This window comes from Helicobacter sp. MIT 01-3238 (assembly GCF_003364135.1).
Lineage (GTDB): Bacteria > Campylobacterota > Campylobacteria > Campylobacterales > Helicobacteraceae > Helicobacter_B.
On sequence record NZ_NXLN01000011.1, the window covers coordinates 41,993 to 56,140 of the forward strand.

A 14,148-nucleotide genomic window follows, 5' to 3' on the forward strand; every position below is an offset into this window, starting at 1 on the left:
TTTCTTTCTATTTTTGCAAAAATATTTAGAGATTTTGGGAGTGTGGCTTTGGTAGATTTACAAAAGATACAAAAGAAATATGGCGAGTTTTATATATTTGGGAAATACCTATATTACAAGCCGATTTTGGATATTTGCTGTGATGAAAAATCACAAGCAAAAAATGCCTTTAGTCGCATACAAGATGAGCTAAAAAAGCACAAAAATAGCTACTTTGTAGGATATGTAAGCTATGAGCTTGGAATCTTAGAATATTTAGAATGTGGAATAGAAACAAAAGATTCTAGTGTGGATTTTGGTGGGGATTGTCGCATAAAATCTAGTGCAGATTCTAGCACAAATTCTAGTGATTATTGTGCGGATTCTAGCCTGCCATTGCTACATTTTCGGCTTTTTGCCAAAAGAAAAAATCTAGCAGACATAAAATACCACAAAAATTCTTACTCTAAATTTCTGCCAACTATTACGCACCATATCGACAAAAAGCGATATGCAAAGGACTTTAGCGCGATAAAAAATGAGCTAAAAAATGGCAACTCATATCAAATCAACTACACCCAAGAAATGCGACTAAGCACTCATCTAAATGGCAAAGAAATATTTTTCCTACTTACCCCACGACAAAACACCAAGTATAAAGCGTATTTACACACGCCTTTTGTAGAAGTTTGCTCATTTAGCCCAGAGCTATTTTTCGCCCTCAAACATCACAAAAAGAAGTGCAAAATCATAGTCGAGCCGATGAAAGGCACTATGCCTAGAAGTGCCAACAAATCCAAGGACAAAGCAAACAAAAAAGCACTAGCTAGGGACAAAAAAAATATCGCTGAAAATATAATGATTGTGGATTTGTTGCGAAATGATTTGCACAAAATCGCCAAAAATCTATCCTACAAACTCTTGCAAATAAAAACTTACAAAACACTTCATCAAATGACTTCAAAGATAAGCGCGATACTGCGAGAAAGCACAATTTTAGACGCTCCAAAAATCCACAAAAAACCTAAGCAAAAACACTCAAAGCAAAATCTACTTTATAGTATCTTTCGCGCACTATTTCCCTGCGGAAGCATCAGTGGCGCACCCAAAAAATCAAGCACTCAAATCATAGAAAAACTAGAGAGAAGAAAAAGGGGAATCTACTGCGGTGCGATAGGTGTGGTAGGACAAAAAGAAGCGACTTTTAGCGTAAGCATTCGCACGCTATTTGCGCTTAAATCCCAAAAAGAATGGCGATATGGTGTAGGAAGTGGTGTGGTGTGGGACTCTGTGTGTGATGAGGAAATCGCCGAACTAGAGCTAAAATCCAAATTTTTAGAAAATACAGAAAATTTCGCACTTATAGAAACAATACTCATAAAACAAAATCGTGCTTTTTTGCTAGCTTCACATTTAGATAGAATCACAAAAAGCGCAAAAGAGCTAGGGTTTGATATGACAAATTTGGAGCGACTTTTTGGGCTAGAACCTCATATCCAAAGACAAAGTGTGGAGCTAATAAACAATGCAGGTAATTTTATAGATGAATTTATGGATTTTAGTCCTTGTGATTGCAAAAATGGGTGGGAGAACTTACCACCAAAAGTGCTAGAAATACTAGGGCAAAAATGCGAAAATGCAGAAAATCAAAAGCAGATTTTGCGAGTTTTGCTATACAAAAACGGCGAGCTAAAGCTAGAGATTTTGCCTTTTAAGCCGATACAATCACGCACGATAAAAATCGCAAAAAACAAACTAGAATCTAGAAATGACGCGCTATATCACAAAAGCACTTTGCGAGCGCATTTCACGCAAATTCCAAGCAAGCAAAACAAAGTCTTTGACTTCATCTATCTAAATGAGATGGGCGAAGTGTGTGAGGGCAGCAGAAGCAATGTAGTGATTTTGCAAGATAATGTGCTTTATACGCCTAGCACAAAAAGTGGTTTGCTAAATGGTGTCTTGCGTGATAGTTTCATAAACTCTAAAATACTGCACGAAAAATCTCTAACGCTAAAAGACATTCAAAACGCGCAAAAAATATTTTGCATAAATTCTGTGCGTGGAGTGCAAGAAGTGAGGCTTTTTTAAGACTCGCCTAGATTTTTGGCGGATTTTGTTTTTGCTTTTTGTGGATTGATTCTGTGATTTTGCAAATCGCCTCGCAATGACAATTTGCTTGTCATATTGAGCGATAGCGAAATATCTCTATTTGATTTTATAAAGATATTTCCGCTCTTAAGATGACAATATTTCCTATCATTGCGAGAATTTGGCTCGTAAAATTCGTAGCAATCTATTTGATTCTTTGATTTTCGCGTCTTATTGCACTGAGCACGCCAAAAATACAAGTAGTTTTTTATCTCTCGCCCATAAACATTTCCACATACATAAAAAGCCAAAAAAAGCAAAATCCTAATCCTTACACAATGCTTCAAGTGCGTTTTGAATAGGGATTTTGCTACTTGGCTCGATAAGTCGCTCGCCCACTTCCTTGCCATTTTTATAAAAAATCAGCGTAGGGATTTTATAAATCTCTAGCTCCTCTTTTAGCTCTATATTGCTATCAAAATCTAGTAGCACAAAGTGCACGCTAGGATAGCGCACTTCCAAATCCTCCATAATAGGCTTAATCCTCACACAATCAGGACACCAACTCGCACTCATCTCTACTACACAAAGTCCATCTGCGATTTTGCTAGCAAAATCTTGTTTTGTTGCATTTATCATTGTTTTTCCTTTTTTGTTAAATTTTTATGTGCAAATTTTGAAACTTTTGTTTTTTGCGCAAACTTTTCTCTTGCGTAAAAATTTTTATCGCACCTAAAAATTCTACCAAATGCGGATAATGATTTTGTAACTTTGTTATGTTGCTATAAATCTTGCCCTGCATTTAAGTCATAATCTTTAGATGAGGGCATTCATTGCGCGGGGAAATCTCCAAAGAGCGCGTATCGCTAAAATTCCCCGCTAGATATTCCTCTATGCCCGCTCTGCCTATCATCGCAGCATTATCAGCGCAAAACTCAAGCGGAGCTAGGATAAGATTTGCCCCATATCTCTTACAAATATCCAAAATCGCACTTCGCAATGCTAGATTCGCACTTGCACCGCCTACGATTCCTAGCGTTTGCACAGGCTGATTTTGCTCTAGCTTTTGCGCAAAATAGCGCGTGAGCTTATCGCAAATATGAGATATAGCAGCTTCTTGGAAAGAAGCACAGATATGAGCTATCTCACGCTCGCTAAGGATATTCTCTCTATCTAGCGTGCGAGCAGGACTTGAAGCAAAATTTGAAGCGGGATTTGGATTGTGGTTTGAAGCGGTGCTTGAAGTATGGTTTGAAGCAAAATCCAAGCTAGATTTTGTTCTTGTGCTTGATTTTATGTCGCTTTTTACGCCACTAGCGTGAGAGTCCAAAAACGACTCAATAAGTAGCCTCGTAGCGTTTTTTAGTCCTGAAAAGCTAAAGGCTAGTTCTTTGCTAGATTTTAGTGGCAGAGGCAATGGAGATAAATCACACAAATCATCGCTTTGATTTAGTCCGTTTTTTGCATTTGCTTCCTTTGATTTTGCGATTTTTTCGTGTTTTTTGGCGTATTGCTCTATGATACTTCCCCCCGGATAGCCAAGATTTAGCATTTTTGCGACTTTGTCAAAGCACTCCCCGAAGCTATCATCTTTGCTGCTTGCCACTACGACAAACTCATCGGCACGATTTGCTTCCAAAATCTGCGTATGCCCACCTGATACAAGTAGCACACTCATCGGCATCGTAGCATAGCGTTTGCCGATAAAAAGCGAGTAGAAATGCCCGATTAAGTGATTTATGCTGATTATGGGGACATTTAGGCTAGCACATAGCGTTTTTGCCATCATTAGCCCTTGAAGTAGGCTTACAGATAGTCCGGGCTGCGTAGTGATAGCAATAGCCCTAATCGCGCCAAATGGATTCTCTCCACGCAAATCCTCACGCAAATCATTTTCGTGCAAATCACTTTCGTGCGAAAATTCGCTCCCGCTTGATAAAAATGCTTTCATATCTGCTAGCACAAGCGGCAAAGACTCGCAATGTAGCCTTGAAGCAATCTCTGGGACTACGCCACCATAGACATTATGTGCGCGTTCTTGGGAGATTTTGCGATGATAGATGAGGGAGTAAGTGTCTATGTCAGTGAGGGCTAGAGAGCTATCATCACAGCTACTCTCTATGCTTAGAATTAGGTTTTTGCTAGCCTTGCTTGAAGCAAAATCTAGAGAATCTTCTAGGGAATTTTGCGTAAGTTTTTGTGCCAAATCCTGTGGATTTTGTGAGATTTGTTGTGGATTTTGCTTCGCTTTATTTGTTTTTTTTGTAGGCATTTTTTATCGCTTTATTATGATTATTTGTGGTTGCTAGCCAAAAATTATATCAAAAACTTTTTAAGCCCTACACAACACAAGCATTAAATGAATCTCACAAAATGTAAATATTAGATATTTGATTAACTTTTTTGGCTAGAATCTAGCCCAATCTTTATGCCAAATCCGCGTAAGGAAATCTACTTTCACAAAGGACACACAATGTCAAACATTCCACACACAAAAACACTTGCAAATGCAAGGGGATTTTCTAGCTTACTAAGCAAAACACTGCTTTTTGGCTCTGTTATCGCGCTAAGTATGGGTATAGCAAATGCTGCTCCTTATGCGGTGGATAAAGCACACTCAAGCGTAGGTTTTAGCCTATCGCATATGGTAATTAGCGAAGTCAAAGGCGCGTTTAATGAGTTTGATGGGAGTATTGATTTTGACCCTGCCAAAAAAACTCTAACCGCATTAAAAGGCGAGATAAACACCAAAAGTGTAGATACAAACAACAAAGGGCGAGATGAACATCTAAGAAAGCCAGACTTTTTTGATGTCAAAAAATTCCCAAAAGCTACACTTGAGATGAAATCTATAAAGGGCAAAAAACTTACCGCGGATATAACAATCCGTGGGATAACAAAGCCTGTCGTCTTTGACTATGAAGTAAAAGGACCTGTGGAAAATGAACATAGCAAAAAACAAATGATTGCTATCAAGCTAGAGGGCAAACTAAACAGAAAAGACTTTGAAGTGGGCAAAGACACCTCAAACGCAAGTGTCGGCGAAGAAGTCAAAGTAAGTATCCAAATCGAAGCTCAAGCACAATAGTGGCTTTCATAGTAGCTTTATGATTTTGCTTGCTTAGGTTTGATTTTAGAGTTTTTTTAGAATTTTGCAGAATCTAGTTTAGCTAGATTCTGCTTATTTTATCTTTTTATCTTTTTTTATCGTTCTTGGCTTTGATTCTCTCCTACAATCTCACTCACGCGCTCACGCAAAATCCTCCACGCAAAAATCCGCTTAAAAACACAAACATTCTACATAAAACGCCTTGTGCGCCTACAAAATCTTAATAAAATACATTTTACTAAAGTTATTATTGCTTTATTTATTTGCATTGGTTAGAATCCAGCCTATCTCTAAATACTCCCAAGAGACAACAACATTAAAAGGATGGACAATGACACACTTCCTATCTCGCAATGACTTTTGCAGCGGCTTTTGCAATCGTTTGTATAACGGCTTGCAAACTTACCTTACCCACCTCAAATGCGTAGCAAAACCTTACCTAAGCGTAGCTATCGTATTTGGCTCACTTCTCACTCTAGGTGCTTCCTTTGTCGAGGCAAAACCATACAAAATCGATAAGGCGCGCTCAAATCTTGAATTTCAAGCGGTGTATATGCTGATAAACAAGACAAAAGGAAATTTTAGCACTTATAATGGCAATGTGGATTTTGATGAAAAATCAAGGACACTAAAGGTGCTAAATGGCGAAATGGAAATGAAATCTATTGATACCAAAAATCAAAAACGCGATGACCATTTACGCCAAGATTTTCTAAATGTCGAAAAATTCCCCACAGGTAAATTTGTGATGAAATCTGTCAAAGGGCACAAGCTAACTGCGGATTTGACACTTCGTGGCGTTACGAAATCTGTCGTGTTTGACTATGAGCTAAATGGACCCGTAGAAGACCCTATGAAGCAAAAAAAGTTCATCAACATTGAGCTAAAAGGCAAGGTTAATCGCAAGGATTTCGGTATAGAAAGCGATAGCACCTTTGAAGCAACGCTCAAAGATGAAATCGAAATATATATCGAAATCGGCGCACACGAAAGCCACGACTAATCCTACCAAACTTTAAAACCTTTGCTAGAATCTGCATTTGGTTGTTTTTATGACTAAATAGCGATTATGCAGCATTTAAGCGCGTAAAGATTCTAGCAAAATCTTTGACTATCCACTTATCTGCTATTTCTTAACTTTTTGTTGCTTTTTTGTGCATTTTTTAAGTGCAAAAATTTTTCTCACAAAATCACGGATTAAAAAATAAAGATTTCGCCTATTTATCGCAATTTTTCGCCCAATTTTTCGCATACATTACACAATTTTTGTTATAATGCCCCAAATTTTAGGCGTGGGATAGGATTTGCAAATGATTGAGTGGATGCAAAAACATCGTAAATGGCTTGTTGTAACAATTTGGATAAGTGCTATTGCATTCATCGGCGCTGGTGGCGTTATGTGGGGGACTGCGGACTACTCACTTGGCGCGGATTCTGTGGCAAAGGTGGGCAAAATCTCTATTAGCAAAAGCGAATTTTCGACAACTTATCAGCAGGCTTTCCAAATGGAGCTACAAAAAAGAGGTGGGAACTTCGATGAAGTCCAAGCCCAAAGTATCAATCTGCAAGGGCAGGTCCTAGAAAACCTCATATCAAATGCCCTTATCCGCAACTATGCCCTAGAGCTAGGACTTCGCATAAGCGATGAGGAAGTGATGAATGTCATCAAAAGCATTGAGTTTTTCCACAAAGACGGCGAGTTTTCACTAGAATCTTATGATAACTATCTCTCCCAAGAGCGCGTAAGCAAAAGAGAATTTGAAGAGCAGGTGCGCAACGACTTGCTATCTCAAAAAATCTTTGTCCTGCTATTTCCAAATCTCCCCCAGAATCAATTTGAAGTCCCAAATATCGCCACTCCACTAGAAAAGCAAGCATTGTTTTTCGCGCTAGAGGGCGTAGCTGATAATGTCGAGCTAGAAGTTATCCCAGCAAGTAGCGTATCTGTAAGCGTAGATGAAGCAAGCCTAAAAAAATACTACGAGCAAAACGCGCAAAACTACCAAACCACCCCAAGCTATGAAGTCCTAGCTATCACCACAAAATCTGCCAAGCAGCCCTACACCGACAAAGATTTGCAAGACTTCTATGCCAAAAACTATATCGCAAATGGCGAGAATATGAGCGATGAGATAAAGCCACAAGTCATAAGTGCCTACCAAAAGCAACAAGCAAAGAGTGAGGCACTAAAATCCACCGCCCATCTAAAAAAAGCAAACAAAGATTCTGTGATAGATAATGCCCAAAAACTAGTCATTTCAGAAGATTCGGGTGAATACAGCGAGGAAATTTTAAACGCCCTAAAATCAAACGGTGTAGGCACTACTATCAAGCCCATCGAGCTAGGAGATGACTTTATCACGCTAAAGATTCTTGCCAAAAATCCCCCAAAGACAAAGCCTTATGATGAAGTTCGCTCACAAATTTCAAAAGAATACAAAGCAAAAGAACTAAACCAAAAGCTAACAAACCTCGCACAAGGCAGGCTTAGCACATTTAAGGGTAGGAATGTCCCTGTGAGATTTTCTATCACAGAGCTAAACCAAAATCAAAATTTCAGCATAGCAGGGTTTGATTTTTATACCTCTATGGCGTTGTTGCAAGCAATTTATCAAGCCAAGCAAAATCCAAGCTACGCTATCATAGGGGAAAATGCGTTTTTGTTCCGCATCGCTAGCCAAAAAGTTTTGCCTTTTAGCGATTCTCAAGCCATAGATATAATCGCAAGCGATAGAAAAATTGATTCGGTGCTAAATCTCGTATCAGATTTTTTGCGAAGTAAATACACCATAAAGCGTTATATTTAGGGTAGGAGGACACATTGGGACGACATATTTTGGGTATTGACATAGGCTCTAGCAAGATTTGCGCCGTCATAGCCGATGTCAAGGAGGACAACACCCCATATATCATCGGAATGGGCAATCAACGCTCGCAAGGTGTAAGAAAAGGGCTTATCGTAAATATTGAGCTAGCCAGCAAGGCGATAAAATCAGCCATAGACTATGCCAAAAGCCAAGCTGAAACAGATATGCTAAACAAAGCTATCGTGTCCGTTTCGGGCGCATACACTAGGAGCTTGCAAAGCTCTGGCGTGTATAACATAGAAGAGGGGGAAATCACCATAAAAGAGATTGGCAAAGCAATAGCAAACGCCGTGTATAACACCCCCCACCCAGGAATCCCGCCAGATTTTGAGATTTTGCACGTCTTGCCCTATCGCTTCAAGCTCGATGGGCAAGACTATATCCAAGACCCTATGGGTATGACAGGTAGTCGCTTAGAAGTGTTTGTCCATATCGTCATAGCGCAAAAATCCAGCCTAGAAAATCTCAAAAAAACCATTCATCTAGCAGGTGTTGAGATAGAAAATCTCGTGCTTTCTAGCTATGCGGCTTCTATCAGTGTGCTAAGCGATGATGAAAAAGAGCTAGGTGTAGCCTGCATTGATATGGGTGGCAACACTTGCGAGATTATGGTGCACGAGGGTAATGCTATGCGGTTTAATAGCTACTTAGGCGTAGGCTCACACAACATAACCACAGACTTAGCTATGGGGCTAAACACCAAGCCAGCTGCTGCTGAAGAAGTCAAAATCACTTATGGAAATCTTATATCCAATGAGGAGGATAGACGCATAGAAGTGCCATCTGTTGGTGCTGATGAGGGAGTGCACTTCGCCTCGCTTAACAAAGCTCAAGAAGTGATGAGGCAGCGCGTAGTAGAGACTTTTGGTATACTAAGACAATACATCGAAAAAAGCGGACTTAGAGATAGTCTAGGAGCGGGCATAGTCCTAACAGGCGGAATGATACAGCTAAATGGCATAAAGGACATTGCAAGCAAATTGATTTTTCAAAAAATCCCAACACGCATTTCTAAGCCCATAGAAATGCCCGGTCTTTTTGATGAATTGCGCAATCCAGCGTATGCGGCGGTTCTTGGGCTTATATGGTATGGAGCGGGCAAATACACCAACTACGAAAAAGACTCTAAAGGAAATATCTGCTACAAAGAATCTAGGAGATTGGAGGAAGTCAATGAAATTCCCTCATTTCACCCGCAAGGTGGATATGGTGCTTATGAGGGTGTAAGCATAAGAAGCACGGACTTAACCGACCTAAAGGAGGATTTACTTGAAGACAAAGAAAGACGCACTATACAAGAACAATACCGAATGCAAAAAAAAGGTGGCTTTTGGGAAAAAACAAAAAGTCGCATAACAGATTTTGCAGATAAACTATTCTAAGAAAGGACACGCAATGGCAGACATAGACATCAAAGAAATCCAAGAAATCACTCCTCAAAATGGACCAAAAATCACCATAATCGGCGTAGGTGGTGGTGGCTCAAATATGGTTACAGACTTGTATAATCAAGGCACACACGAGGACTTGAAAATCATCATAGCAAATACCGATGTGCAAGCCCTAAACGCCTCTTCTGTGCCACTAAAAATCCAACTAGGTGTAAAAACTACTTCAGGGCTGGGTGCAGGCGCAGATGATGAAGTGGGCGAAAAAGCCGCGCAAGAAAGCAGAGATGAGATTAGGAAAAGTTTGGAGGGCTCTGATATGGTTATCATCTGTGTGGGGCTTGGCGGTGGCACAGGCACAGGTGCAGCACCTGTGGTAGCCAAAATCGCAAAAGAGCTTGGCTCACTTACCGTTCTTATCGCTACTAAGCCATTTTTGCGTGAGAACAAACCTCGCCAAAGACGCGCAGAATCTGGACTAGAATCCCTTAGCAAAATCTGTGATTCTTTCATAGTCGTGCCAAATCAAAAAATCCTCTCTGTCATCAGTAAAAACACAGGTGCAAAGCAAGCCTACACCCTCATAAACAAAGTCCTTATAAACGCCGCAAACGGACTATCTAGCGTAATCCTAAATAACGGAGCAGATGATATAAATGTGGATTTTGCCGATATAAAAAAGACTATAAGCGGGCAAGGACTAGCCCTTATGAGTATCGGAGAAGCAAGCGGAGATAATGCCTGCATAGACGCTGTGCGCAATGCGATAAACTCCCCCCTACTTGACAACCTCTCCATAGCAAATGCCAAAGGTGCGATAGTATGCTATGACATAAACCCAAACTATCCACTGCTAAACCTTGATGAAGCGACTCAATTCATAAGAGAAGCTATCAACAATGAGGAGGCAGAAGTGATTGAGGGCACACACTATGATGAGGGCAAAAAAGATGATTTTGTTCGCGTAACAATCATTGCCACGGGATTTTCAAAGCCCATAACCTCAAGCCTACATAACGAATCAACCACCACAAACGCGACAAATTCTACAAAGGAAGCCACAACTACAAAAAAAGAACCACAAAATGAATTTGATTTGAGTCAATTACTCCTTGTAAGCGGTGGCGACATAGAAGCAATAGATTTAGATAAGCCTACATTTATGAGACATCAAAAAGACTAAGTCCAAAAAACACGCAAGCACCTTTTGCCCCTAGTCTTTGTGCTAGTGGTGCTTTGCCACCCTTAGAGTTGCTTCATAGTTGTGCAGTTTTTGCAATAACATATTTGATTTTGCTTGTTTTTGGCTTATTTAGCTCATTTTCACAAATCTCACACAAATATTACAAATTCTTGCCGAGATTTTATGGCATTTGACAAACAAAAAAGTGAGAAGAAATTTGCCATTTTATGCTTTTGCTCACATAAGATTCTTACCCCTTATAGCATTGAAAATATTGACATTACAAATCTTATCAAACCTTGCCCCCCTTATCACGCTTACATTTTTAAGATATAATTCACTTTTTGGAAATCGCCGCAAGTAAATACACAAACACAAAAGTAAAATCACAAAACAAAACCTAAAAACGCCAAATCCAAAACCTCACAAAACACAAAATCTACTTAAATCTAAAAAGGCTTTTTATGGATTTTTCTTATTTTTCTCATTTTTTTGACTCATTTGATTCTGTGGAAAAGTCTCTGCAAATATGCACAAGTGTATGCGCTCTTTTGGTGGGGATAATAGGACACGAGATTATGCACGGGCTTGTGGCATATCATTATGGCGATGACACTGCCAAGCGTGAGGGCAGACTATCGATAAACCCCATAAAGCACATAGATTTGCTCGGCAGTGTGATTTTACCTGCTATCTTACTTTTCACAAACGCTCCATTTCTCTTTGGCTGGGCAAAGCCCGTGCCTGTAAATATCCCTCTCATCATCGCTCATCGTGGATATGGCGCGGCTTGTGGTGTCGCCCTTGCAGGAGTTAGCTACAATCTAGCCCTAGCACTACTTGCTTCTTTGCTACTTTTTAGCGGGGTTTTTGATGAGATAGATGGGATTTTGCTTCTAAGCATAGCATTTTTTCTCATCGCCACTATCAAATACAATGTCATACTATGCGTTTTCAACCTCCTACCAATCCCACCACTAGATGGCTCACAAGTGCTTCTTTTTGGTGCGCTAAAATTTAGGCTTATCTCACTTGCCAGATTCTTACAAACAATCGCACCATTTGGTATGTTTATCATCATTGGCATATTATTTGTGCCTTATTTGGCAAATGTTATATTTTATCCTGCTAAAATTTTGCTTATGTTTCTACTTGGCGGCTGATAGCCAAAGTGTTTAAAACGATTAGAGACGATAAAGCAAGATAGGGTAGTCAATGCAAGAGCGCGCAATCTATATCGCTTCAGACCACGCAGGATTTGGGCTAAAAGAGTTTATCAAAGACTACTTTAGCGCAAAAGGCGAAGTGCTTATTGACTTAGGCGTAGATAGTCCTAATCGCGCAGATTATGCAGATTTGGCACAAAAGCTGTGCAAAAAAATGCTAGAATGCGAACAAGAAAATCAAAAAAAATATGGGATTTTGGTGTGTGGTAGCGGGATAGGTATGAGCATAAGCGCGAATCGCTTTGTGGGGATTCGCGCCGCGCTTTGCACAAGCGCATATATGGCACATATCACGCGAGCGCACAATGACGCAAATGTGCTATGTCTAGGTGCTAGACTAAGTGGGGAGGGCGAGGTAGAGTCGATTTTGGAAGCGTTTTTTACAAGCGAGTTTGAGGGAGGGAGGCACTCACAGCGCGTAGCCAAAATCGAGGATTTTGACAAATAAAAGCAACAAGCAAGCAAAGGAAGCAAAATGGATTTGGCAATTAAATGGTTTATCGGCACGGTGTTTGTGCTATTTGTGCTATATATGATTGCTAAGACTATGTTTTATAAATCCGTAGCCCAAAAAGAAGAGCGCAATGCCGCAGCGATGAAGCTAACCCTACAAGAAGCTGAAATCCTTATCCAAAAGCACCAGCTCCAGCTCCAACGCGCACTAGGAAATATTGATATTTTGACCCAAGAGATGAACTCACTTCGCAACGAAATCAAATCCCTAAAGCACAGAAACTCCCAATATCGCGTAGAAACAGACAAATACAAAACCAAAATCAAAGACTTAGAAACCAAAATCGAGGCTCTTTTGTAGCCACTACATAAGGAACACGCACAATGCCAAACACACACAGCACCCAAACCACCTCACTACAAGACTTGCAAGATAAGCTAAAATCTAGCTTGCGCTCTATCCCAGACTATCCCAAAAAAGGCATAATGTTCCGTGATATTACTACGATTTTGGGCAATGCAGAGTGCTTTAGGCAGCTTATTGATTTTTTGTGTGCTCACTACAAAGACAGAGGGCTTACTCACATTGTCGGTATAGAATCTAGGGGCTTTGTATTTGGCAGTGCACTAGCCTACGCACTAGGGATTGGGTTTGTCCCTATCCGCAAAAAAGGCAAACTCCCTTGCAAAACCTACCAAAAAGACTACGCCCTAGAATACGGCACAGACACACTAGAAATCCACACCGATGCTTTTAATATATATCCGCCCACTAGCACTAGCAAAGACAAATCAGCACTTGTGCTACTTGTAGATGATTTGCTAGCCACAGGTGGCACAGCAAACGCAAGCATAGAGCTTGTAAAGCAAGCAGGTGGAGAAGTGCTAGAATCCTGCTTTTTAATCGCGCTAAAAAGTGAATTTAGTCCCAAGCTAGAATCCCCTAGCTTTGTCCTGCTTGATTTATAGTTCGCAAAGCTATAACAAAAATAATAAAGCCAGCTCGCCATAGCCAAACACCAAACCACTCAAACAGAAAGAATCCACGATGAATACCCTAGCCCAAAATCTCCTAAGCAAACTAAAATCACACACCAAAAGTATTGTCCTCTCGCTTATAGCACTAATCGCACTAGGAGTGCTACTTTTTTATGGGCAAAAAAGTGATTTTTCGCTAGAAGAAGCAATCATTGAGATATGGGATACTTATGTGGAGAAGTGGGGCTATGTGATTTTGTTTTTTTGGAGTGTGCTAGAGGGCGAGCTAGGGCTGATTTTTGCAGGGATTGCAGCGCACACAGGACATCTAAATGTCTTTTTGGCAATCTTTGTGGCAGGACTTGGAGGCTTTGCAGGAGACCAAATCTATTTTTACATAGGACGATTTAACAAAGGCTATATCCAAAAGCAGCTCACCTCGCAAAGGCGCAAACTAGCCCTTGCCCACCTGCTATTGCAAAAATATGGGTGGAGTATCATTTTTATACAGCGATATATGTATGGTATGCGCACTATTATTCCTATCAGCATAGGCATCACGCGCTACAACGCTCTAAAATTCGCACTCATAAACCTGCTAAGTGCTTGGATATGGGCGGCTATCACTATCACCATAGCGTGGCTTTTGGGCGAGCAGATTTTGGAAATATTGCAAGTTTTTAAAAGCCACCCCTATATTTTTATATGTCTTGCAGGGGCGTTTTTGGGTGGTGTGCTGTGGTTTTTCAACTCCCGCACACGCAAAATCGACACTCAAATAGACAAGCTCCAAAAGCAACTCCAAGTCAAAGACATAAAAAACGCAAAATCTTAGCTAAAACCTCATAAAAATAAAACACCAAAATAAGGAGAA

The 14,148-nt window shown here is 40.2% G+C and carries 14 protein-coding genes; 11 read left to right on the top strand and 3 right to left on the bottom strand.

Going from position 1 to position 14,148, the window contains the following annotated elements; translation table 11 throughout:
- The first annotated feature begins 48 nt into the window (after positions 1-48).
- On the top strand, positions 49-2,070 hold the full coding sequence (locus CQA40_RS05190) for a chorismate-binding protein (protein ID WP_147290166.1): 2,022 nt from the start codon (positions 49-51) through the stop codon (positions 2,068-2,070).
- Here the strand turns inward: CQA40_RS05190 and CQA40_RS05195 are convergent.
- From CQA40_RS05195 to CQA40_RS05205, 3 genes are all read right to left on the bottom strand, one after another.
- Positions 2,067-2,390 carry a hypothetical protein gene (locus CQA40_RS05195; RefSeq protein WP_115519861.1) on the bottom strand — a complete coding sequence of 108 codons (324 nt, stop codon included), beginning with the start codon at positions 2,388-2,390 and terminating at the stop codon, positions 2,067-2,069. The two genes, CQA40_RS05190 and CQA40_RS05195, sit on opposite strands and share 4 nt — an antisense overlap.
- Positions 2,391-2,394: 4 nt before the next feature.
- Positions 2,395-2,709 carry a thioredoxin family protein gene (locus tag CQA40_RS05200; RefSeq protein WP_115519862.1) on the bottom strand — a complete coding sequence of 105 codons (315 nt, stop codon included), beginning with the start codon at positions 2,707-2,709 and terminating at the stop codon, positions 2,395-2,397.
- 163 nt (positions 2,710-2,872) lie between these two features.
- Positions 2,873-4,342: a hypothetical protein gene (locus CQA40_RS05205; RefSeq protein ID WP_115519863.1), complete on the bottom strand. Its 1,470-nt coding sequence runs from the start codon at positions 4,340-4,342 to the stop codon at positions 2,873-2,875.
- Positions 4,343-4,543: 201 nt separating this feature from the next.
- Between CQA40_RS05205 and CQA40_RS05210 the strand changes: the two genes are divergently transcribed.
- The 10 genes from CQA40_RS05210 (at position 4,544) to CQA40_RS05255 (ending at position 14,109) form a co-directional block, all read left to right on the top strand.
- Positions 4,544-5,158 carry a YceI family protein gene (locus CQA40_RS05210; RefSeq protein WP_023927044.1) on the top strand — a complete coding sequence of 205 codons (615 nt, stop codon included), beginning with the start codon at positions 4,544-4,546 and terminating at the stop codon, positions 5,156-5,158.
- Between the two features lie 352 nt (positions 5,159-5,510).
- A complete protein-coding gene (locus CQA40_RS05215; RefSeq protein WP_115519864.1) occupies positions 5,511-6,182 on the top strand; it encodes a YceI family protein in 672 nt (223 codons plus the stop codon).
- Between the two features lie 307 nt (positions 6,183-6,489).
- Entirely contained in the window at positions 6,490-7,986 is a 1,497-nt protein-coding gene (locus CQA40_RS05220; protein ID WP_115519865.1) for a peptidylprolyl isomerase, read from the top strand.
- A gap of 14 nt (positions 7,987-8,000) precedes the next feature.
- A complete protein-coding gene (ftsA, locus tag CQA40_RS05225; protein WP_023927038.1) occupies positions 8,001-9,428 on the top strand; it encodes a cell division protein FtsA in 1,428 nt (475 codons plus the stop codon).
- A gap of 13 nt (positions 9,429-9,441) precedes the next feature.
- Positions 9,442-10,617: a cell division protein FtsZ gene (ftsZ, locus tag CQA40_RS05230; protein WP_115519866.1), complete on the top strand. Its 1,176-nt coding sequence runs from the start codon at positions 9,442-9,444 to the stop codon at positions 10,615-10,617.
- A gap of 464 nt (positions 10,618-11,081) precedes the next feature.
- The gene (locus CQA40_RS05235; protein ID WP_258864467.1) at positions 11,082-11,780 is read left to right on the top strand and encodes a site-2 protease family protein; all 699 of its coding nucleotides are present in this window, start codon (positions 11,082-11,084) and stop codon (positions 11,778-11,780) included.
- Between the two features lie 52 nt (positions 11,781-11,832).
- A complete protein-coding gene (gene rpiB, locus CQA40_RS05240) occupies positions 11,833-12,291 on the top strand; it encodes a ribose 5-phosphate isomerase B (RefSeq protein ID WP_115519867.1) in 459 nt (152 codons plus the stop codon).
- Between the two features lie 27 nt (positions 12,292-12,318).
- Positions 12,319-12,657 carry a hypothetical protein gene (locus CQA40_RS05245; protein WP_023927031.1) on the top strand — a complete coding sequence of 113 codons (339 nt, stop codon included), beginning with the start codon at positions 12,319-12,321 and terminating at the stop codon, positions 12,655-12,657.
- 23 nt (positions 12,658-12,680) lie between these two features.
- Positions 12,681-13,265: an adenine phosphoribosyltransferase gene (apt, locus tag CQA40_RS05250; protein ID WP_115519868.1), complete on the top strand. Its 585-nt coding sequence runs from the start codon at positions 12,681-12,683 to the stop codon at positions 13,263-13,265.
- 79 nt (positions 13,266-13,344) lie between these two features.
- Positions 13,345-14,109 carry a DedA family protein gene (locus tag CQA40_RS05255; protein WP_115519869.1) on the top strand — a complete coding sequence of 255 codons (765 nt, stop codon included), beginning with the start codon at positions 13,345-13,347 and terminating at the stop codon, positions 14,107-14,109.
- The last annotated feature ends 39 nt before the right edge of the window (positions 14,110-14,148 follow it).